The organism is Pseudoclavibacter sp. CFCC 11306 (assembly GCF_008831235.1).
Taxonomy (GTDB): Bacteria; Actinomycetota; Actinomycetes; order Actinomycetales; family Microbacteriaceae; genus Pseudoclavibacter_A.
The window spans coordinates 1,413,218-1,433,418 of record NZ_WBKF01000001.1; the positions used below are offsets into that span (position 1 = coordinate 1,413,218).

15 protein-coding genes are annotated in these 20,201 nt (G+C 65.1%); 10 read left to right on the top strand and 5 right to left on the bottom strand.

Annotated elements, in window-relative coordinates; all coding sequences use genetic code 11:
- Positions 1-56: 56 nt before the first annotated feature.
- Together F8O09_RS06290 and F8O09_RS06295 are read right to left on the bottom strand one after the other, a co-directional pair.
- Positions 57-1,313, bottom strand: a complete 1,257-nt coding sequence (locus F8O09_RS06290; protein WP_158054306.1) for a M20/M25/M40 family metallo-hydrolase — start codon at positions 1,311-1,313, stop codon at positions 57-59.
- A gap of 14 nt (positions 1,314-1,327) precedes the next feature.
- Positions 1,328-2,266 (bottom strand): ABC transporter substrate-binding protein, encoded by a 939-nt coding sequence (locus tag F8O09_RS06295; protein WP_158054307.1) that lies wholly within the window; start codon positions 2,264-2,266, stop codon positions 1,328-1,330.
- A 258-nt stretch (positions 2,267-2,524) separates the two neighbouring features.
- Between F8O09_RS06295 and purB the strand changes: the two genes are divergently transcribed.
- Complete coding sequence (gene purB, locus F8O09_RS06300) at positions 2,525-3,904, top strand: adenylosuccinate lyase (protein WP_158030587.1); 1,380 nt, start codon at positions 2,525-2,527, stop codon at positions 3,902-3,904.
- A gap of 3 nt (positions 3,905-3,907) precedes the next feature.
- Here purB and F8O09_RS06305 read toward each other — a convergent pair whose 3' ends face one another.
- The gene (locus tag F8O09_RS06305) at positions 3,908-4,570 is read right to left on the bottom strand and encodes a GntR family transcriptional regulator (RefSeq protein WP_158054308.1); all 663 of its coding nucleotides are present in this window, start codon (positions 4,568-4,570) and stop codon (positions 3,908-3,910) included.
- 224 nt (positions 4,571-4,794) lie between these two features.
- Here F8O09_RS06305 and F8O09_RS06310 point away from each other — a divergent pair, with 224 nt between their 5' ends.
- From F8O09_RS06310 to F8O09_RS06330, 5 genes are all read left to right on the top strand, one after another.
- Entirely contained in the window at positions 4,795-6,102 is a 1,308-nt protein-coding gene (locus F8O09_RS06310; protein ID WP_158042286.1) for an NRAMP family divalent metal transporter, read from the top strand.
- A 162-nt stretch (positions 6,103-6,264) separates the two neighbouring features.
- Entirely contained in the window at positions 6,265-7,041 is a 777-nt protein-coding gene (locus tag F8O09_RS06315; RefSeq protein WP_158054309.1) for a LamB/YcsF family protein, read from the top strand.
- Entirely contained in the window at positions 7,038-7,835 is a 798-nt protein-coding gene (locus F8O09_RS06320) for a putative hydro-lyase (RefSeq protein ID WP_158054310.1), read from the top strand. Before F8O09_RS06315 ends, F8O09_RS06320 begins: the two co-directional genes overlap by 4 nt.
- A 1-nt stretch (position 7,836) precedes the next feature.
- The gene (locus F8O09_RS06325) at positions 7,837-9,507 is read left to right on the top strand and encodes a carboxyltransferase domain-containing protein (protein ID WP_158054311.1); all 1,671 of its coding nucleotides are present in this window, start codon (positions 7,837-7,839) and stop codon (positions 9,505-9,507) included.
- 2 nt (positions 9,508-9,509) lie between these two features.
- Positions 9,510-11,309 (top strand): acetyl/propionyl/methylcrotonyl-CoA carboxylase subunit alpha, encoded by a 1,800-nt coding sequence (locus F8O09_RS06330; protein WP_158054312.1) that lies wholly within the window; start codon positions 9,510-9,512, stop codon positions 11,307-11,309.
- Positions 11,310-11,326: 17 nt separating this feature from the next.
- Here F8O09_RS06330 and F8O09_RS06335 read toward each other — a convergent pair whose 3' ends face one another.
- A complete protein-coding gene (locus F8O09_RS06335; RefSeq protein ID WP_158054313.1) occupies positions 11,327-12,967 on the bottom strand; it encodes a helix-turn-helix domain-containing protein in 1,641 nt (546 codons plus the stop codon).
- Positions 12,968-13,195: 228 nt separating this feature from the next.
- On the opposite strand from F8O09_RS06335, the gene F8O09_RS06340 reads away from it, so the two are divergent.
- The 4 genes from F8O09_RS06340 (at position 13,196) to F8O09_RS06355 (ending at position 18,521) form a co-directional block, all read left to right on the top strand.
- The gene (locus F8O09_RS06340) at positions 13,196-13,429 is read left to right on the top strand and encodes a hypothetical protein (RefSeq protein WP_158054314.1); all 234 of its coding nucleotides are present in this window, start codon (positions 13,196-13,198) and stop codon (positions 13,427-13,429) included.
- On the top strand, positions 13,426-14,901 hold the full coding sequence (locus F8O09_RS06345) for a sodium:solute symporter family protein (RefSeq protein WP_158054315.1): 1,476 nt from the start codon (positions 13,426-13,428) through the stop codon (positions 14,899-14,901). The genes F8O09_RS06340 and F8O09_RS06345 overlap by 4 nt, the downstream gene beginning before the upstream one ends.
- Positions 14,902-14,905: 4 nt before the next feature.
- The gene (locus tag F8O09_RS06350; protein ID WP_158054316.1) at positions 14,906-16,477 is read left to right on the top strand and encodes an amidase; all 1,572 of its coding nucleotides are present in this window, start codon (positions 14,906-14,908) and stop codon (positions 16,475-16,477) included.
- Positions 16,478-16,550: 73 nt separating this feature from the next.
- Entirely contained in the window at positions 16,551-18,521 is a 1,971-nt protein-coding gene (locus F8O09_RS06355; RefSeq protein WP_158054317.1) for an amidase, read from the top strand.
- Here F8O09_RS06355 and F8O09_RS06360 read toward each other — a convergent pair.
- Entirely contained in the window at positions 18,487-20,127 is a 1,641-nt protein-coding gene (locus F8O09_RS06360; RefSeq protein WP_192497585.1) for a PucR family transcriptional regulator, read from the bottom strand. The genes F8O09_RS06355 and F8O09_RS06360 overlap by 35 nt on opposite strands.
- Positions 20,128-20,201: the final 74 nt, after the last annotated feature.

Sequence of the window (20,201 nt, forward strand, 5' to 3'; positions counted from 1 at the left end):
CCCGAGCATGAATCAGTTCGATATCAGCAGTAGATGCGTCGACAGACTCAGGGCCGCTACTTCGTACTTTCACAGTTTACCTTACTTTCGGCCTCTAATAGGGGAGAGATGCCCGTGAGTCCGACTGCTAACAGAGCAGCTATGAACACCGCCTGCGGTCCCAAGTGACTGTTCGTGATGTCGTAGGATTCATTTGTTGAATGAAGCCCACTACCCGTTCCACCCCCCGGCATGCAGACTGCCTGAACTCCACGACTAATTGGCACGTTTGCATCCGTAGTCGCAGCCTCTTGCATCTGAGGTTCCAACCCCACTGATCGAAGACCCTCAGCTGCAGCATGTACCAGCGGAGCATCCGGAGCCTGCGACCCTGTTGGAATGTCGACAGTCTGCCGCATGTCGAAGCTCACTCTTCCAGCTTCGCAGTCCGAGATATCATTTTCTCTCTCAACTGCCGCAATAATTATGTCCCTGACTTTTGTGTCCAAGATCGCGAGCTCACGGTCGTCGGTAGACCTAAGATCGATCTCCATTCGACAGGAGAATCCAATAGCAGTCTCAGTAACTCCTCCTCTGAGCACCCCGACATTGTAGATTGTCTTTGGCTCTTCAGGCACGGAGATATCCGCAATTGCAGTTGCCGACCGAGCAGCAGCGTGAATAGCACTCGGTCGCCCGAAGTTGCCGAAGGAGTGACCGCCTGGTCCCTCAAACTCGACTACATAGCTCAGACATCCAGTGGCCTGTGTAATGAGTCGGTCAGGGGTTGCGCCGTCGACTGTGATAAATGCATCGAAATTATACGCATTCATCAACTGCTTGATTCCGTTGAGATTCCCCTTCCCCTCCTCACAAACGTTCGCTCCAATCAGAATTCCACCTGAAAGCTCATCCTCGATTTCAACGAGCGCTTTCGCTACTGATAAAACAGCGGCTAAGCCTCTGGAATCGTCGCAGATACCTGGGCCATACAGTTTGGCACCCTTCTTGGTAACAGCGACATCAGTATCAGCGTCAAAGACAGTATCAAGGTGTGCAGTAATCATCAGGACAGGCCCATTTCCTACGTTGCCGATCCGACCGATCACATTGCCGTCTGCGTCTGGCAGAACATCATGAACGCCAGTGCGAACGAGCAGGTCTTGAAAGAGCTGGCTTCGGAGCCCCTCATCAAAAGTTGGAGCTGCGGTCTCGCTAAGGGCAACCTGTTGCTCAATAGTCACTGACTCACGATCTTTAATCGAGGTCAGAACGGATTGTACTCTGCGGTTCTTGAGAAGACTCGCGGTCGATATCATAGACTCGTCGGACATTACTTACACCCTACTCACATCGATGTCTCTGGATTTACATCTGCGCGTTCCACTAAGCCCTTTTGCCCCCAAGCCGACATGATCTGTGCGTACGTTCCATCATTGATCAGTTCGTTGATTGTGTCGGCAATTAGCTGCGCAAATTCGGTGTCCGACTTCGCTACTGCAATACCATCAATTCCTGCATTGTAAGTCGCATCGATTGTCTCCAGCTGACCATGACTCTGTGTCGCGGCATACCCAAGCAGCGTTTGGCCACTGAGCACTCCGACTGCACCATCCGTACTGAGGCGTGTAATAGCTTCAGCATTTGTCTTCAGCTCGATTGCATCGATCGCTTGCTCACCGGAATCCTGACATTTCTTCGAGAATTCCTGGAGGTCGTCTAGTTGTGTCGAACCAGTCTGCACAGCAATGGTCTGACCGCATAGGTTGTCTAGAGTCAGTCCGTGCGGGTTTCCCGCCTTCACTAGGAGAGTCGACCCTCCCTTCTGGTACGAGACCATATTGACTGCCTCGAGGCGTTTCTTCGTTATGTAAAATGCTGAAGCACCAATGTCGTATTTTGTTCCTAGTGCAGGAAGAATGGAATCAAAATTGGCGCTCTGAAAATCAAGATCCAAGCCCAGTTTTTTTGCGATCGCGTTTGAAAGATCCACGTCAAATCCTACGGGCGTGTTACCATCTGGTCCCGCTAGGAACTCTGCTGGAGCAAAGGTGGTATCAGAGCCAACAATCAGTTTCCCTCTTGCAGCAATGTCACTTGGGACCCTAGCACTGAGCTGCTCGCTCTTTTGCACCCCGTCCAACGACACATTGGGAATCGTATCTCCATCACTGCTTGTCTGACTCTCTGAAGTGCCTGAGCAACCGGCTAAGAGCGCTCCACTGACCGCAAGAATTGAGACGATACTCGTCCAGCCCTTGAATCGTTTCGTCATTTCGGACTTCATAGATTCCACTCCTCATTACCGTTCAAAGACTTCATCTGCACGACGATTCCAAACCATCGATTTTGGACATTTGAAACTTATGGCTTAAAAGTTGCTCGAGGATATCGACGGAATTTCCACCTGATTTCACATCTGCATATACAGACGGCGCGCGATCGCGACGACACATGCCCTCCCGAGCAACGCACCACCCCCGGGTAGACTTAGCCATGATGTGCGGTACGCCGCACGCGACCACACCACTTCGCAGGAGTTACCGTGAGCACTCTCGACCACCAGCCACTCAGCCCTCTCGACGGCCGCTACCAGAAGGCCGTCAGCGGCCTCGGCGAGTACCTCAGCGAGGCGGGCCTGAACCGCGCGCGCGTGCACATCGAGGTCGAATGGCTGATCTTTCTGACCGACAACGGCCTGTTCGGCACCAGCCCGCTCACCGCGGAGCAGAAGGCCGGTCTGCGAGCACTGGTCACCGACTTCGATCAGAACAGCATCGACGAGCTCGCCAAGCTCGAGGCCGTCAAGAAGCACGATGTGAAGAGCGTCGAGGTGTTCATCCGCCAGCATCTGCCTGCCCTGGGGCTGGCAGATCGCGCCGAGCTGGTGCACATCGCCTGCACCAGCGAAGACATCAACAACCTCTCCTACGCCGTGATCGTGCGCGACGCGGTGCGCGAGGTGTGGCTGCCGAAGGCGGATGCCGTGGTCGCCCAGATCGCGGAGCTCGCCGAGCGCTACGGCGACGTGCCCCTGCTCGCCCACACGCACGGGCAGCCGGCGACGCCGACCACGATGGGCAAAGAGCTGGCAGTGTTCACCCACCGCCTGCGTCGCCAGCTGGGGCATGTGCGCGAACAGCAGTATCTGGGCAAGTTCAACGGCGCGACGGGCACCTACGCCGCGCACGTGGTCGCCGACCCGAGTGCCGACTGGCCCGACGTCTCACGCGACTTCGTCGAGGGCCTGGGCCTCACCTGGAACCCGCTGACCACGCAGATCGAGTCGCACGACTGGCAGGCCGAGCTCTACTCGACGGTCGAGCACTTCAACGGCATCCTGCACAACCTCGCCACCGACTTCTGGACGTACATCTCGATGGGGTACTTCCATCAGATCCCGGTCGCAGGAGAGGTCGGGTCATCGACCATGCCGCACAAGGTCAATCCGATTCGCTTCGAGAACGCCGAAGCCAACCTCGAGCTCTCGAACGCGCTGCTCTCATCACTCGCTCAGACGCTCATCACCAGCCGCATGCAGCGCGACCTCACCGACTCGACGACGCAGCGCAACATCGGCGTGGCGTTCGGGCACTCGCTGCTCGCACTCGACAACGTCGCCAAGGGGCTGAACACGGTCGAGCTGGCCGCGCCGACACTGCTCGACGATCTCGACCACAACTGGGAGGTGCTCGCCGAGGCCATCCAGACCGTGATCCGCGCCGAGGTCGCAGCCGGTCGCTCGAAGATCGACGACCCCTACACGCTGCTCAAAGGGCTCACTCGCGGGCATCGCATCGGTCAGGCCGATCTCGAAGAGTTCGTACAGGGCCTCGACATCGGCGACGAGGCGAAGCAGCGTCTGCTCGCTCTGCGCCCCGAGACCTACATCGGGCTCGCGCCTCAGCTGGCGAAGACGCGGTGAGGCTCAGACTGAGGAGACTCGCCCGGAGACGTAGGCGTTGACGATCTGCTCTTGGGCGTCGTGCAGGTATGCGCGCATCTCTTGCGCCGCACTCGCAGAGTCGCCTCGCTGAATCAGGCCGACGATCTGCTCATTGCGGTCGATGTACTGCTCATGCATGTAGCGCGGGCTGCCGATCAGCCCGAACATCAGCCGCAGCTGCGCGGCGAGCGACCGATACAGGTCTGCGAGTATCGGGCTGTCGGCGAGGGCGATCACCGCCTCGTGAAACGTCACATCGGCCGTGCCGACAGCGCGCCAGTCGTCGGCCTCGGCCGCGGCTCGAGCACGCAGCACGCAGTCTCTCATGCGCTCGAGCGACGGATGCCCCGGTGCGGCACCGGCGATCGCCTCGGGTTCGATCAGCTGCCGCACCCGGAAGACGTCGAAGACCTCGGGAAGACCGGGGCGGCTGACGAACACCCCGCGGTTGGGAACGTGCTCGACCAGGCGCTCGCGAGCGAGCAGGCGGAAGACCTCTCGCAGTGTGTTCCGAGACACGCCCAGCCGCTCGGCCAGATCGGCCTCTGGAAGCTTGTCTCCCGGCGAGACCTCGCCGTCGGTGATCAGCACACGCAGAGCCTGCGCCGCCTTCTCAGGCACGGAGAGTGGGAGCGCTTGGGTCACAGCAGAAATTCTACCCGCCCCGTTTCGGCTCCCGGCTGCCCCATGGTGACACGCTCAATGCATTCGGCCTGAACCGGTCGGTAATTGTTCACTTCACCTACTTGTAACATGAACGAAACTCCGATCATATTTCAAGTGTTCATGCTCTTTGTTGAACAACCTGTACGATATCGCACAGTCAACGATGACCGCGGGCCGACGCCCGCCTGTTCGAATGGAGCACCATGAGCGCAGAGACCTCTCCCGGGTCGGAAACCCGAGAGCCCTCATCATCGAGCGTCAGTCCTTCTGCCTCGAAGGGCAGCCAGACCGCTCAGTTTCTGAAAGAACGCCGAAGCTCCCTGATCGGCGCGGTCTTCCTGATGGCCATGTCTGCAGTCGGCCCCGGCTTCATCACGCAGACGGCGACCTTCACCGTGCAGCTCGGCGCAGCCTTCGGATTCGGCATCCTGCTGTCGATCGTCATCGACTTCATCGTGCAGCTGAACGTCTGGCGCATCATCGGGCTCTCGGGCAAGACCGCCGGAGAGCTCGCCAACGCCGCCATTCCGGGCACCGGCTACGTGCTCGCCGTGCTGGTCATCTTCGGCGGGCTCGTGTTCAACATCGGCAACATCGCCGGCATCGGCCTCGGGCTGAACGCCGCGATCGGGCTTGACCCGAAGATCGGCGGGCTCATCGGCGCGCTCTTGGCGATCGGCATCTTTCTGTACAAACGCGCCGGAAAGGTGATGGATCGAGTGGTGATCGCGCTCGCCGCGGTCAAGGTCGCCATCGTGGTGGTCGTGCTCTTCGTCGTGCAGCCGCCCGTCGGCCACGCGCTCACCGAGACCGTGATGCCCGACAACGTCAACCTCGCCGCACTGACCACGATCGTCGGTGGCACCATCGGCGGCTACATCACCTACGCCGGCGCGCATCGCCTGCTCGATGCGAAGATCACCGGCAGCGAGAACATCAAAGCCATCAGCACGGCATCGTTCTGGGGCGTCACCATCACCGGCGTCATCCGCTACCTGCTGTTCCTCGCCATTCTCGGCGTCGCAGCCAGCGGAGTCACGATCGATCTCGCAAGTCACACCGCCAACCCCGCCGCGCAGGCCTTCCAGGTCGCGCTCGGCGAATGGGGGTTCCGCATCTTCGGTGTCATCTTCTGGGCGGCCGGCACGACGTCGACCATCGGCGCCGCGTACACCTCGGTGTCATTCTTCAACGTCTTCAGCCCGAAGTTCCTCGAACCGCGTCTGCGCAACATCACCACGATCGGCTTCATCGCCGTCTCGCTGGTCGTCTACCTGCTGCTCGGCACGGCTCCGGCAGCACTGCTGGTCTTCGCCGGCGGTTTCAACGGACTGATCCTGCCCATCGGCCTCACGCTGATGATCTACATCGGCTTCGCCCGGCGCGATCTGCTCGGCAACTACCGCTACCCGATCTGGCTGCTCATCCTCGGAGCGCTCGTCTGCGTCTTCACCTGGTGGATGGGCATCTCGTCGATCCAGCCGATCTTCGCTCTGCTCGGCCTCTCGTAGCCTGATTGCTCAGACCCGGCATCAGACCGGGCCGGTGGGTGCTCTCCCCTCCCCGGAGCGCCCGCCGGCCCTCCATCACCGCGGTGACCTCGCAGCATCATCACCGCAGCACCACACCTGCACCGCCCGTCGTCGAGACTTCGGGCGCAGAATTGGAGCATCATGACAGCAATAGACCTCAACAGCGACATGGGCGAAGGCTTCGGCCGGTGGTCGCTCGGTGACGACGACGCCATGCTCGACATCGTCACCAGCGCGAACATCGCCTGCGGCTTTCACGCCGGCGACCCGATCGGTCTCATGAACACGACGAAGTCGGCCGTCGGCCGAGGCGTCGTCATCGGCGCCCACCCTGCATACCGAGATCTCGCCGGCTTCGGGCGTCGCGCGATGGATGTCGCCTCGCCGGAGCTGACCGCCGACGTGCTCTATCAGATCGCCGCGCTCGACGGCATCACGCGTTCGGCCGGCGGGCGCATGCGCTACGTCAAGCCGCATGGCGGGCTCTACAACCGCATCGCCGTCGATCCGGTGCAGGCGGCGGCTGTGGTCGAGGCGATCCGCGAGTACGACTCAGACCTGGCCGTGATGGCACTGGCCGGCTCGGTCTTCGCCCGTGTCGCCGACGAAGCCGGCCTCCGGGTGATCGCCGAAGCCTTCGCCGACCGGGGCTACCAGCCCGATGGCACGCTCGTCTCACGTCGCGAGCCCGGTGCCGTCCTGAGTGATGCGGATGCCGTGGCCGATCGCATCGTTCGTCTCGCCGAGACCGGCACGCTGATCGCCGTCGACGGCAGCCGGCTCCATCTCGATGCCGAATCGGTCTGCGTGCACAGCGACTCGCCGGGTGCTCTCGACATGGCCCGGGCGATTCGTGACCGCTTACAGCACGAAGGAATTGCCGTTCGTTCCACGCTTGACACCGAGGAGGCCGCATGAATTCCCCCATCGCATCCGCGCAGCTCGAAGCCCGAACCGCCCGCGAGCGCTACCGCGCCGGCGAGTGCCTGCCCACCGCCGGCGTCGCCCCGGGCATGGCGCAGGCGAACCTGCTGGCCGTGCCACGCGAGTACGCCTACGATTTTCTGCTCTTCGCCCAGCGCAACCCGAAGCCGTGCCCGGTGCTCGACGTGACCGATCCCGGCTCGCCTCGCACGGTACTGGCGCCGACCGCCGATCTGCGCACCGACCTTCCGAAGTATCGGGTGTGGCGCGACGGCGAGCTGGTCGACGAGCCGACCGATGCGACGGAGGCCTGGGCGGAGCACCCTGATCTGGTCGCATTTCTCATCGGCTGCAGCTTCACCTTCGAGACGCCGCTGCAGCGGGCGGGCATCGAGGTTCGGCACATCGCAGAGGGAACGAACGTTCCCATGTATCGCACGAATCGGCAGTGTCGCCCCTCGGGGGCCTTCCACGGCGAGATGGTCGTGTCGATGCGGCCGATCCCGTCGGATCGAGTGGCCGAGGCGGCGATGATCTCGGGTCGCTATCCGGCGGTGCACGGCTCGCCCGTGCACGTCGGCGACCCGGCCGGCCTGGGCATCTCCGATCTGGCGCGACCCGACTTCGGCGATGCAGTGCCCGTGCATGACGGCGAGGTGCCGGTGTTCTGGGCGTGCGGCGTCACTCCGCAGGCGGCCGTCATGGCCTCGCGACTTCCGTTCGCGATCACGCACGCCCCGGGATACATGTTCGTCTCAGACGTCTCCGACACGACATACGAGGTCTGAGATGCGCGTGCTGCCGGTCAACACCGATGTGCTGTTAGTCGAGCTGGACGAGCTCTCGCAGGCGGTGGCTCTCAACCAGTCGCTGCTGGACGATCCGATTGCGGGAGTGCACGAGCTCGTTCCTGCCGCCCGCACGGTGCTCGTGCGTTTTCATCCGACCCGCATCGATGCCGCCGAGCTCACCGCGCTGCTGCTGGAACGCGACGTGAGCGCGCCGCTCGGTGCCGACGGAGAGATCGTCCAGGTGCCGGTCAGCTATGACGGAGACGACCTCGCCGAGGTGGCGGATCTGCTCGGCGTCACTCCTGAAGACGTCATCGCCATGCACACCGCCTCGACCTACACCGTCGCGTTCACCGGTTTCGCTCCCGGCTTCAGCTATCTGGTCGGCGGCGACCCGAGGCTGAACGTGCCGCGCCGGAGCATCCCCCGCACTGCCATTCCCGCCGGAGCCGTCGGTCTGGCCGGTACGTACAGCGGGATCTATCCGCGCGTCAGCCCCGGCGGCTGGCAGATCATCGGCACCACCGAGCTGCCGATGTTCGATCTGCGCCTGGATCCTCCCGCGACCCTGCGCCCCGGCATGCGCGTGCGCTTCGTCGAGGCCGAGAGATCGACGCGGCAGCAGCCGACTGCACCCCAGACCTCTGCCATCGCAGGCGAGGACAGCGGGTTGCGAACCGCACTGGAGGTCGTCGAGCCCGGGCTCGGCTCGACGCTGCAGGATCTGGGGCGACCGGGACACGCCGATCTCGGCGTCTCACGTTCCGGTGCTCTCGATCATGACAGCGCCCGATTGGCGGCCCGTCTCGTCGGCAACTCCTCCGATGCCGCAGGCATCGAGACGCACGGCGGTCTGCGACTGCGAGCGATCGGCGAACTGGTGCTCGCCGTCACCGGCGCGCAGGTGTCGGCCACCGTCCGCCCCGCGTCGACGCCGGAGACGGGCGCTGAACGCCCAGCAGCCCGGATGCAGGCTCCCCGCTCGGCTCCCGAGCTGCAGGCCTTCGCTCTGCGCGACGGCGAGACGCTCGAGCTCGGCTTTCCCACGCGCGGCAGCGTCGCATACGTCGGCGTACGCGGTGGGTTCGCCGTCGCCCCGGTGCTCGACAGCCTCTCGACCGATGTGCTCTCGGGCCTTGGCCCGAAGCCTCTGCGCGCCGGTGACGTGCTGCCGGTGCGCCGTGCCGCGGTCGCTGCGGTCGCACAGATCTGGGGTGCGGATGCACCCGACGACACTCTGCACAGCCGTCTGCCCGCCCCGGGCGACGTGGTCACTCTCGATGTGGTGCTCGGGCCGCGTACCGAGATGTTCGCCGATGACGCGGTGCAGGCACTCTTCGATCAGCAGTGGGAGGTCACGGCGCAGTCGAACCGCGTCGGTCTGCGCCTGCACGGGCCGACGCCGCTGGAGCGCCGCGACCACCGAGAGCTCGAGTCTGAGGGCACCTCCTCTGGTGCTCTGCAGGTGCCGCCCAACGGGCAGCCGGTGCTGTTCATGGCCGATCACCCGCTGACCGGCGGCTACCCCGTCATCGGCTCGGTCGCCTCGTATCACCTCAATCTCGCCGGGCAGGTGCCGATCGGCGCCAGCATTCGCTTTCGTGCGGTCACCGCCCCTCCGGGGCAGGCATCCGCCGCCGACGACGCATCTCTCACGAAGGAGAACTGAACATGATCAGCAGAGTGCTCATCGCCAACCGCGGCGAGATCGCCGTGCGCATCGCTCGAGGCTGCGCCGCCTATGGAGTGACCTCGATCGCGGTGTACTCCGACCCCGATGCCGATGCGCTGCACACCCGCGTCGCCGACGAGGCCTATGCCCTGCCCGGGGCCACTGCCGCTGACACGTACCTCGACATCGACGCACTCATCGACGTCGCCCGACGTGCGCATGCTGACGCCGTGCACCCCGGTTACGGCTTTCTGTCAGAGAACGCCGACTTCGCTCAGGCCGTCATCGACGCAGGACTCGTCTGGATCGGCCCGCGGCCGCAGACGATCCGCTCGCTCGGCGACAAGGTGACCGCTCGCCAGCTGGCCTCCTCGGTCGGGGCCCCACTCGTCGAAGGCACTCCCGGGCCGGTCGCCGACGGAGCCGAGGCGCTGGCGTTCGCACAGCAGCACGGTCTGCCGATCGCGATCAAAGCCGCGTTCGGAGGCGGCGGACGAGGCCTGAAGGTGGCTTGGAGACTCGACGAGGTGGTCGACCAGTTCGAGTCGGCCGAACGAGAGGCGGTCGCCGCGTTCGGCCGCGGAGAATGCTTCATCGAACAGTACGTGCCACACCCGCGACACGTCGAAGCGCAGGTCGTCGGCGACGCCGACGGTCACGTCGTCGTGGTCGGCACTCGTGACTGCTCACTGCAGCGACGCAATCAGAAAGTCGTCGAAGAGGCACCGGCGCCGTTCCTCACCGACGAGCAGCGCAGCGCGATCGAGTCGGCGGCGAAGCGCATCTGCGAGGCCGCAGACTATGTCAGCGCCGGCACGGTCGAGTTCCTGGTCGGGGCGAACGGCACGGTCTCGTTTCTCGAAGTGAACACCCGCCTGCAGGTCGAGCATCCGATCACCGAGCTGACCAGCGGCGTCGATCTGGTGCGACAGCAGCTGCGAGTCGCCGACGGGCTGCCGCTCGAGATCGACCAGACTCCGCTGCCACGGGGCCATGCCTTCGAGTTCCGCATCAACGCCGAAGACGCCGGGCGTGGGTTTCTGCCGGCACCCGGGCGCATCAGCCGTTTCGACGCTCCGGGTGGCGAGGGCGTGCGTCTCGACTCCGGGGTCGTCGCAGGCAGTGTGGTGAGCGGGCTGTACGACTCGCTGCTGGCGAAGCTCGTGGTCTGGGGTGCCGATCGCGACGAGGCACTGCGCAAGGCCCGCCAGGCGCTGCGGGAGTTCCAGGTCGACGGTGTGCCGACGCTGCTGGACTTCGACCGGCGCGTCGTCGACGATCCAGCGTTCGCCGCCGCCGATGCTGACGACTTCGCGGTGCACACGAGGTGGATCGAGACCGAATGCTCCTGGCTCGACGAGCTGCACCAGCCTTTCTCTGACCCGATGCCGAGCGAACCGCTGACACGCACCTGGATCGAGCTCGACGGTCGCCGTGTCGAGCTCGGGCTTCCGGCACAGCTGGTCGGCTCGCTGGCAGGCGGAGTCTCTGCGGCCGCCGTGCTGCAGAGCGGCCCCGGCGGCGAGGCGGTCGCAGCCAGTGCATCCGCCGCGGATGCCGCAGCCGACGGCGTCGGCTCGAACGAGCCCGGTGCGGTGTGCGCGCCGATCACCGGAACGCTCGTCGCGTGGAAGGCGGAAGACGGAGCGTCGGTCGCCGAAGGCGAGGTGCTCGCCGTCATGGAGGCGATGAAGATGGAGACACAGGTGCTCGCGCCGTGCGCGGGGGTGCTGCACCGCGAGGCAGAGGTCGGCAGCGCGCTGATCAGCGGCGGAGCATGCATCGCTCTCGTGCGGTGAACGCCGGGTGCGCCACATCACTCAGACAGCGCCTGCAGCGCGAGCCACAGTTCGTGTCGCACCTTCGGATCGCGCAGATCCACATCGAGCACCCGCGCGCACTTCTCGATGCGGGCTCGCAGTGTGTGACGATGCACCTGCAGCCGCGCCGATGCCGCCTCCCACTGTCCCCCGGTCTCGAGCCACACACGCAGGGTCTCGAGAAGCGCGTCTGACCGACCGCGGTCGACATCGATGAGTGGCTGCAGCAGGCTGCGGGCAAGGTCTTCCATGCCCGGCACCCGCTGCACGGCGGTGAGCACATCGTCCAGCACCGCCGGCTCGTAGCGCACTGTCGGCTGATCGCCCGCGAGCGCTCGTCGAAGCGCATCCATCGCCTGATCGAGGCCGCCGCTCATCGAGTCGTAGAGCACCGGCTGAGAGACCCCGAGGCGCAGGTCTTCGTGAGTGTCACCGTCGACGTTGAGATCGTGGGATGCGACGACCAGCAGAACTGTTCCCTCGTGCACCGTCGTCAGCGAGCGTGTGCCACGATGCGCACGCCCGAGCAGGCTCGCCACCTGGTCGACCGACATGGTGTTCGAGCATCCGGCAACGACGACGACTGGGGAGTCGGGCAGCGGTGAGAACGACGCCGCGGTGTGGTGCGCCGCCTCGACCGCGCCGCTGAGCAGCAGCCGCAGCACTGCTGCACTCAGCCCGGACTCGGCCCGACGCACCTCCTGTGTGCGCACCAACGACAGCGACAGCAGTGCGCGGGCTCTCGAGAGAAGATGCCTGCCTGCGTCGCGACGGTCGGCGTCCGCCCAGTCGACAGTGCCGACTGCCACCACTCCGACGAGCCCGTGCGAGGGGCCCAGCGTCTGAAGCTCTCCCTGCACATCGCTCACGTCGAGGCGCATCGCACCTCTGAGACCGCTGCCGAGCACACGAGCGGCCGCCGACTGCAGGGCCTCGAGCTGTGCCCCGGTCAGGTCGTCGGCACGAGCTGAACGATACCGGGCACGTGCCATGTCGTCGAAGCACACCACCCACGATCCGAGCTCTTCGGCCAGCTGCTCGACCACAGCGGCCGGGCCTCCATCGGTCAGCGCAGCGTCGGTGATGCGCTGCTGCGCGCCGGTGAGCCAGGCATCAGTTCGATGCTCATCGGCTCTGATCAGGGCGCCGAGCTCGCGTGCGAACTCGATGAACACGGTGTTCCTGCCCCAGAGCAGCGGCATCCCCTGCGCAGCACAGGCGTCGATCAGGTCGTGCCACTGGCTCTCGAACAGCCGTCTCGCCTGTTCGTGCTCCCCCGACGACGTGTCGCCTCCGTCCGGATGCACCGGGCCGACCACGATTCCGGCAGCACCGACTTCTCGAAGACGCCGAACGTACTCCCGGGCCTGAGTCCCCTGCAGAGTCGCAGATCGGCGGATGCCGTCCTCCGCTGATCCCGATGCGCTCGAATCATCGTCTGCGGCGCCAGGAATCGGCCCCGTGGTGAGCACCAGCTCTCCCGCTCTCAGATACGGAGCCGGGTCGATCAGGTTGGTGTATGTCGTCCATCGAACAGGGCAGTGCATCGCCTGCTGCCACTCCGGAGCTGCACTGCCGACGATTGGCTGCAGCTGTCTGGCGAAATGTGAGATCACGTCGCTGATGCACAGGGTCATGGGGCACACCGTACGGTGTGAATTGTTTCGACGGTGTAAAGCTCCCGTAACAGGTGTTCAGAGGTGCCGTTTGACGAACCCCTGATCCGTAGGCATGGAGTCTTCTCACTGGACATTTCGGCGTGTCAGGGCAGTGAATCCGAACAAAGCGTCCAGATTCCCCTCCGGCCAGGCCCGTAAGTTCGTCAGCAATCACGCAGCACAGATGAGAAAGCCCAGGAACCCACCATGCATCTCACGAAAGCGCACCTGGCGCTGATCCTGCCGATCGCCGCCTTGGTCCTCACTCCGTTCTTCCCGTTCATCAACACTCCGGCGAGCATGCTCGGCCTCCCACCGATCCTCTTCTGGGTCGGCGGCTGGGCGATCGCCACCACGCTCATCCTGTCGATGCTGTACCGCAGCGAGCCTGAGCTCGACGACACCATCGCAGACACTGCCGAACAGGAGCCCCACGCATGATCTTCGCAACAGTTCTCGGTCTCGCCGTCATCGCGACGCTCGGCTTCCTCGGTCGACGAAGGTCGCTGAACACCAACAGCGGCTGGTCGATCGGCGACCGCGGCATGAGTTCGCTGACCACCTTCTTTCTGCAGGCGGGCGCGATCTTCACCAGCTTCACGTTCCTCGGAATGTCCGGCCTCACGGTGCTCGGCGGGGTCTCTGCCGCCTACCTGCCGGCTTACCTCGTCATCGGCTACATCGGCATGTTCCTGCTCGGCCCGATCGTGTGGAAGCTCGGCAAGGTCTTCAACTACCACACCAACGCAGACATGGTCGGCCATCAGTTCTCCAGTCCCTTCCTCGGGCGCCTGGTCGCATTCCTCGCGGTGGTCTTCTTCATGCCGATCGTGCAGGTGCAGATCGTCGGGCTCGGAACCATGGTGTCGTTCGGCACCGGGTACAAGCAGGCCGGCACGCTCAGCATGATCGTTGCCACCGTGCTGATTCTGCTCTTCGTCTCGTGGGCGGGCCTGCGCGGCGTCGCACTGACCGCATACTTCAAAGACGTCGCGATGGTGGTCGCTCTGGTGATCATCCTGATCGGCTCCCTTGCGACGTACCACGCGGGTGACGTGATGGCCGACGTGATGACCAACGCCGAGAAGCTGCTTGTGGTCAGCCCGGGAACGCAGACCTACGGGATCGTCTGGTTCGTCTCGAGCGTGATCATCAGCGGCATCGGGCTCGGCGCGATGACTCTTCCCGAGAGCTGGCCGGCGGTGCTGGCTGCGAACAAGTCTCGTGCAGTCTCGAAGAACCACATCATGCTGCCCCTTTACACCCTCGCAACGTTCATTCCGATCGTGCTCGGCTTCTTCGCCGTCAGCCACCTGCAGATCAACAAGGGCGAAGAGAACTCCGCGATTCTCACCCTGGCGTCGGACTCGCTGCCCGGGTGGCTCATGGGCCTCGTGATCATCTCGGGTCTCGCCTGTGCCATCGTTCCCGCAGCGCACTGTGTGCTGGCGATCGCCACGCTCGTCTCGTCGAACCTCACGCCGACGGGCATCAGCGAAGAGCGCAAACTGCTCGTCGGTCGCGTCTCCTCCGGGGTGATCCTCCTCCTGTCGCTCGGCCTTGCGCTCTCACGGCCCGATCTCATGGCGAACCTCTATCTGCTCACCTATGCGGGGCTGGCCCAGCTCGCTCCCTCGAACGTGCTCTCGGTGACACGGCAGAAGTTCGTGAACGCCCGGGGCCTGATCGCGGGTCTGATCGTCTCAGAGACAGTCGTCATCGTCTGCACGTTCGGCAAGATCGGCATCTTCGGTCTGAACATCGGCGTCGTCGCCCTGGTCATCAACATCATCGTGATGCTGGCGGTGTCTGCCGCCACCGGCCCGGCTGTGCGCCCGGCATGGCCGCAGGATCGCGGGGCCGCACGACCGTCTGCGACCCGTGCACCGCTGATCGCTGATTTGGAGGCATGACCTCATGAGTGATTCCAGATCTGCTGAGCCTGCGGCGTCGCACATCGCGTCATCGCACGAAGGAACGGCGGTCGGCCGCACGTCCCTAGCCGACGAGGCACAGATAGCCGCAGCAGGCGCGGCAGATCTGGTGCGGGCCTATCGCAGCGGAGCGCTGCGGCCTTCGACCGTCGTCGACACTCTGCTGCAGCGTGTCGACCGTCTCGAACCGCAGCTGAACGCAGTCACCGAGGTGCTCGCCGATTCGGCTCGAGCGCGAGCGGCCGAAGCCGACCGACGCTACGCACAGGCTGACGGCGGTCAGGCCGATCACGTGAATGCCGATCACGTGGATGCCGAGGCCGCGAAGACGAGCAGTCTCGCGTCACAGCCCCTGTTGGGGGTGCCGGTCATTCTGAAAGAGAAGCATGCGCTGGCAGGTCACGCGCTGACCCAGGGCGTCATCGAGCTGGCCGAGACGCCCACCGCTGACCATCCGATCGTCGAGCGACTCATCGCGGCCGGCGCCGTGCCGATCGTTCGTTCGACGGTGCCGGAGTTCTGCGCCGCGACCGTCACCGAGTCACGACAGTGGGGCGTCACGCGTAACCCGTGGAACAGCGAGTGCACCCCGGGCGGCTCATCCGGCGGGTCTGGAGCGGCGCTCGCCGCCGGATACGCCCCGCTCGCGACGGGCTCGGACATCGGAGGCTCGACGCGCATTCCGGCCTGCTACTGCGGCATCGTGGGGTACAAGGCGCCATACGGCGTCGTACCAGGTCTGCAGCCCTCGAGCATGGACTGGTACCGGAGCGACAGCGCCATGGGACGAACCGTCGACGATGTGCGCGTGATGCACAACGTGATCGCCGGGCAGCATGCGGCAGACCAACTCTCGATACCGTCGACGCCGGTCCCCGCGCTTCCGGGCGACTCAGCCGAGCTGCAGGCGCAGCTCGCCGGCCGTCGTGTGGTGCTCAGCTCGCGCCTGGGCGACTACGACGTCGACGCCGACACCCTTCGCGAGCTGCATGCCACGGCTGAGGCCCTGGCGAACTTCGGCGTCGACGTCGTCGAGCGCGAGCCCGCCTGGCACGCCGATGCGCTGATGGAGCTCGCCTTCGCCCACTACGGGCACATGCTCGCTCCGTCGATGAGCGACGAGATCGACCGTGCACACGCCGCAGTGTCTCCATACATCACGCAGTTCGTGGAGCACGCGCTCGCAACCGCGGCGCGCATCCCGCTGCACGAGACGCTGCGTCGCGAAACGGCCGTTCGAGACGAGCTGAGCGCCATGATGAACGGCGCGATCGCCCTGCTCGCACCGGTCACGGCGCGAACAGCGCTGCCTGCGCAGGCTCCGATCAACTCGGTCGACGAGCATGGCCGCCATTACTGGCAGCAGCAGATGGCCGTGCCGTTCAACATCAACAACCGCTGCCCCGTGCTTGCGGTGCCGACCGGCATCGGCGACGCAGGCGTACCCACCGGCCTGCAGATCGTGGCGCACCCCTATGCGCAGAACGACGCCTTCATGATCGGAGCCGCCGTCGAATCGGTCCGCCCCTGGGCCGGTCGCCGCCCGGCGCTCTGACCCCGACTGACGCGCTCGGCGCGCCGCACGGCATCCGACCTCACCACCACCCATCGTTGAAAGGCACACGCCCATGACCCGTTTCGACATCGTCGAGAAAAGCATCGCCGAACTGCTCGCCGCGCTGAGCAGTGGGGAGGTGAGCAGCGTCGATCTGGTCTGCGCCTATCTCAACCGCATCGCCTACTACGACCGCACCGGCCCGTGTCTGCACGCCGTCCCGGTGCTCAACCCGAACTGCCTCGCCGAGGCAGAGGCATCAGACCTCCGCCGAAGCAAGGGGGTCGCAGGGCCCCTCGAAGGCATCCCCTTCACGATCAAAGACAGTTACAAGGCCAAAGGGCTGACCGTCGCCTCGGGCAGTCCCGCACTGGTAGATCTGATCGCGACTGAGGATGCCGCCTCGGTCGCACAGCTGCGAGCGGCCGGTGCGGTGCTTCTCGGCAAGACGAACATGCCGCCGATGGCCGCCGGAGGCATCCAGCCCGGGGTCTACGACTACGCACGCAGCCCCTACCATCCCGAGTATCTGACCGCAGCCTACGGCTCAGGGTCGTCGAACGGCTCGGGCACCGCAACGGCTTCGAGCATGTGCGCCTTCGGCATGGGCGAAGAGACCGTGTCGTCGGGCCGCTCGCCTGCATCGAACAACGCCCTGGTGGCGTATACGCCGTCTCGCGGCGTGCTGTCACTGCGCGGCAACTGGCCGCTGCGTCCGACCTGCGACGTCGTGGTTCCACACACTCGGTCGGTGCACGATCTGCTGCTACTGCTCGATGTGCTCGCCGTCGAAGACCCCGATACGACGGGCGACTTCTGGCGTCAACAGAGCGCCGTGGCGCTGCCCTCGCCGAAGGAGGTCTTCGACCACCCGTCGGCACGCGAGCGCCCCACAGATCTGCGAGGCGTGCGCATCGGCGTACCGAAGCTGTACATCGGCGAGGATGACACAACGACCGATGCTCCGGCGATTCGCGACTCGGTTCGCGCACTGTGGGATCGTGCCGCCGACGATCTGCGCGACCTCGGCGCCGAGGTGGTCGAGGTCGACTTTCCGGTCGTCTCGAACTACGAAGAAGACCGTCCAGGAGCTCGCGGGCTGCCGGAACGAGGGCTGGTGCCTGCGAGCTGGCGCGCCATCGAGGGCGACACCCTGACAGCGATGGCTCTCGACGCCTTTCTGCGCACGAACGACGATCCCGACCTCAGCACTTGGGCCGATGTCGACGGCGACGATGTCTTCCCGTTGGAGGACGAGCCGGTGCCGCTCTGGGTCACTCGCACGCGCGGCGGCTTCGACTGGCAGCGACTCGCCGAGTTCGTCAAGCAGGGCCTGCCGCAGAGCTACGACGATGTGCCCGAGCTCGATCATCTGCTGAACGGACTCGAGCAGGCGCGCAAAGACGACTTCGAGACGTGGATGGCGCAGCTGGAACTCGACTTCGTCGTGTTTCCCGCCGCAGGAGACGTGGGCCGAGACGACCTGTTCACACGCCCCGAGAGTCTGCAGTCGGCGTCGCGAAACGGCGTGGCGTATTCCAACGGCAATCGGGTGATTCGTCACCTGGGCATTCCGACGGTCACCGTGCCGATGGGCGTCATGGCCGACATTCGCATGCCTGTCGGGCTCACCTTCGCCGGGGCGGCGTACAGCGACGACCATCTGATCGATGCCGCCTGGGCTTACGAGCAGGCGACACAGCGACGCGAGCCTGCATTCCTCACTCCGACCCTGCCGAGCGACCAGATCGAGGTCGACACGGCGAGTCGAACGCCCGCATCCGCAGCCGACGTGGTGCCCGAGGTGAGCATCTCACGGCGCGCACGATTCTGGCAGGTGGAGGTGCGACTGCCCGCCGATACGGCTGCCCAAGTGTGGGCCGACGGGCATCTGCTTCGCCCCGTCGCCGATGGCGAAGGCACCTATCGTGGCACCATCTCAGTGCACCGGCCTCGTCTTGACGACCAGGTCATGATCGTCGTCAAGGCCGGGCATGCCACGGCCTCGCTCACGTTCGAGGCTCTGCCGACGCAGGGCCGCTGAGCTCGGCCTGCACCGCAAGTGCGAGCCACGTGACGCGACAGGCGTCGGCGTCGTGCTCCAGGTCGCATCCGAGTGCGGCCCCCAAGGCGCGCACGCGACGCACCACGGTGTTGCGGTGCACACCCATCCGGTCGGCAGCCGCCTGCCATTCGTACATGCAGTCGCACCAGACGGTGAACGTGGCAGCCAAAGCAGGGTCGGCCATCGTCGCGACACGCCGCAGCACCGCGGCGGCATCCGCATCAGTCGACAGCGCACGCAGCACGGCTGTCTGGCCGGCATCGAGACGTTCGATCACCCCTGCCGCGTCAGGCAGCCGCCGGTATCGCCAGAGTGCGGCGGCGAACGAAGCCGACAGGCCATGGATCTGCGCCGGACCGAATGCGGGCAGGTCGACCGCCACCACCGGGGCACGCCGGGCCGCGCTCTCGACCGGCCCGTTCGAGTTCACCCGCGCGAGCCGACGCAGCGTGTCGTCGGGGTCTTCGTTCAGCGGCGTCGCGACCAAGGTCACCCAGACACCGGCGGCGACGTCGCGAACGCTGAGCGCAGGTTCGCCCCGCGTCGCCAGCGCACGCCCCGAGCACACCAGCTGCCAATGGTGCGCACCCGCGTCGAGTCGACCTCCGTCGGCGAATGACCGCTCGAGCAGGGCGCGGCCCGTGCCCACTTCGTCAGTCAGCAGCGCACGCAGCCCCAGCTGAACGACTTCGTCATGGTCGACGCCCCCGGGCGGTCTGCTGGTCAGCGCCAGCTGCAGCATGGCGACGGCGGTATTGACGATCATGCGCTCATCACGTTCATTCGCCTCGGCGCTGCGCCGCTGCGACGTTCGTCTGGCGAGCCGCCCTGCGGCCGGTGCGGCCCACAGCAGGGTGAGAGCCCCAATGGGTGCGGTGCCCTCGGGCGCGTTGAGCATGTGAATGATCAGGCGCTGACCGTCGTGCTCCTCACGTCCCGCCTGGCGGCGACGCCGGGCATCGTGCATCCGATCTCGCACGAGCGGCGCCACCCAGCTCGGCGGAGGGTCGACCGGGGCGACTCCGAGCAGACGAGCTCCGCCTCCCCAGAGCCAGACAGAGCAGCCCAGCAGCAGCGCGAGCTCGCGAACGAGCGCCTGTGCGGGCATTCGTTCGAGAGAGGCGAGGGTGAGGGCGTGCTGCGCATGCAGCACCTTGCGCAGGCTCTCTCGCTCAGGATCCGCACGGCCGGAGCTGATGGCCTCGCTGATGCTGATGAAGGGGGTCGAGAAGGGAGCTTCGAGCAGCGGCATGCCCGCTGCGACGCAGCTTCGCCGCAGCACAGCCTCCCATCGGGGGTCAGGGTGCTCGAGGGTGTACACGAGACCGACCGCTCCGCCCCGTGCGATGCGCTCGACATAGTCGCGCGTCACGGTCTCGACGTCTGATGCCGACAGCAGCTGCTGCCCTGTGGTGAGAATGAGCTCGCTGCCTCGCAGGAACGGGGTGGGATCGAGCAGATCGGTGCTGTACCCCCATCGAATCGGGTGATCGAGCGCGCCGTTGCCCTCGTCGGTGATCGCGCTCACCAACTGCAGCGAGAGATCCTGACGCTGCAGCAGCCCTCGCAGAGTGATGGCGTTCATGCGTTGCTCCTCTGACTGACATGCACGTGAGCGCTGCATCGGACGATCCGACGGCACCCTGTAACCCAGCCTTC

Coding starts and splice junctions, on each gene's coding strand:
- F8O09_RS06320 (WP_158054310.1), top strand. CDS start 7,038: ATGAATTCCCCCATCGCATCCGCGCAGCTCGAAGCCCGAACCGCCCGC.
- F8O09_RS06290 (WP_158054306.1), bottom strand. CDS start 1,313: ATGTCCGACGAGTCTATGATATCGACCGCGAGTCTTCTCAAGAACCGC.
- F8O09_RS06360 (WP_192497585.1), bottom strand. CDS start 20,127: ATGAACGCCATCACTCTGCGAGGGCTGCTGCAGCGTCAGGATCTCTCG.
- F8O09_RS06350 (WP_158054316.1), top strand. CDS start 14,906: ATGAGTGATTCCAGATCTGCTGAGCCTGCGGCGTCGCACATCGCGTCA.
- F8O09_RS06315 (WP_158054309.1), top strand. CDS start 6,265: ATGACAGCAATAGACCTCAACAGCGACATGGGCGAAGGCTTCGGCCGG.
- F8O09_RS06330 (WP_158054312.1), top strand. CDS start 9,510: ATGATCAGCAGAGTGCTCATCGCCAACCGCGGCGAGATCGCCGTGCGC.
- F8O09_RS06355 (WP_158054317.1), top strand. CDS start 16,551: ATGACCCGTTTCGACATCGTCGAGAAAAGCATCGCCGAACTGCTCGCC.
- F8O09_RS06340 (WP_158054314.1), top strand. CDS start 13,196: ATGCATCTCACGAAAGCGCACCTGGCGCTGATCCTGCCGATCGCCGCC.
- F8O09_RS06335 (WP_158054313.1), bottom strand. CDS start 12,967: ATGACCCTGTGCATCAGCGACGTGATCTCACATTTCGCCAGACAGCTG.
- F8O09_RS06345 (WP_158054315.1), top strand. CDS start 13,426: ATGATCTTCGCAACAGTTCTCGGTCTCGCCGTCATCGCGACGCTCGGC.
- F8O09_RS06310 (WP_158042286.1), top strand. CDS start 4,795: ATGAGCGCAGAGACCTCTCCCGGGTCGGAAACCCGAGAGCCCTCATCA.
- F8O09_RS06325 (WP_158054311.1), top strand. CDS start 7,837: ATGCGCGTGCTGCCGGTCAACACCGATGTGCTGTTAGTCGAGCTGGAC.
- F8O09_RS06295 (WP_158054307.1), bottom strand. CDS start 2,266: ATGAAGTCCGAAATGACGAAACGATTCAAGGGCTGGACGAGTATCGTC.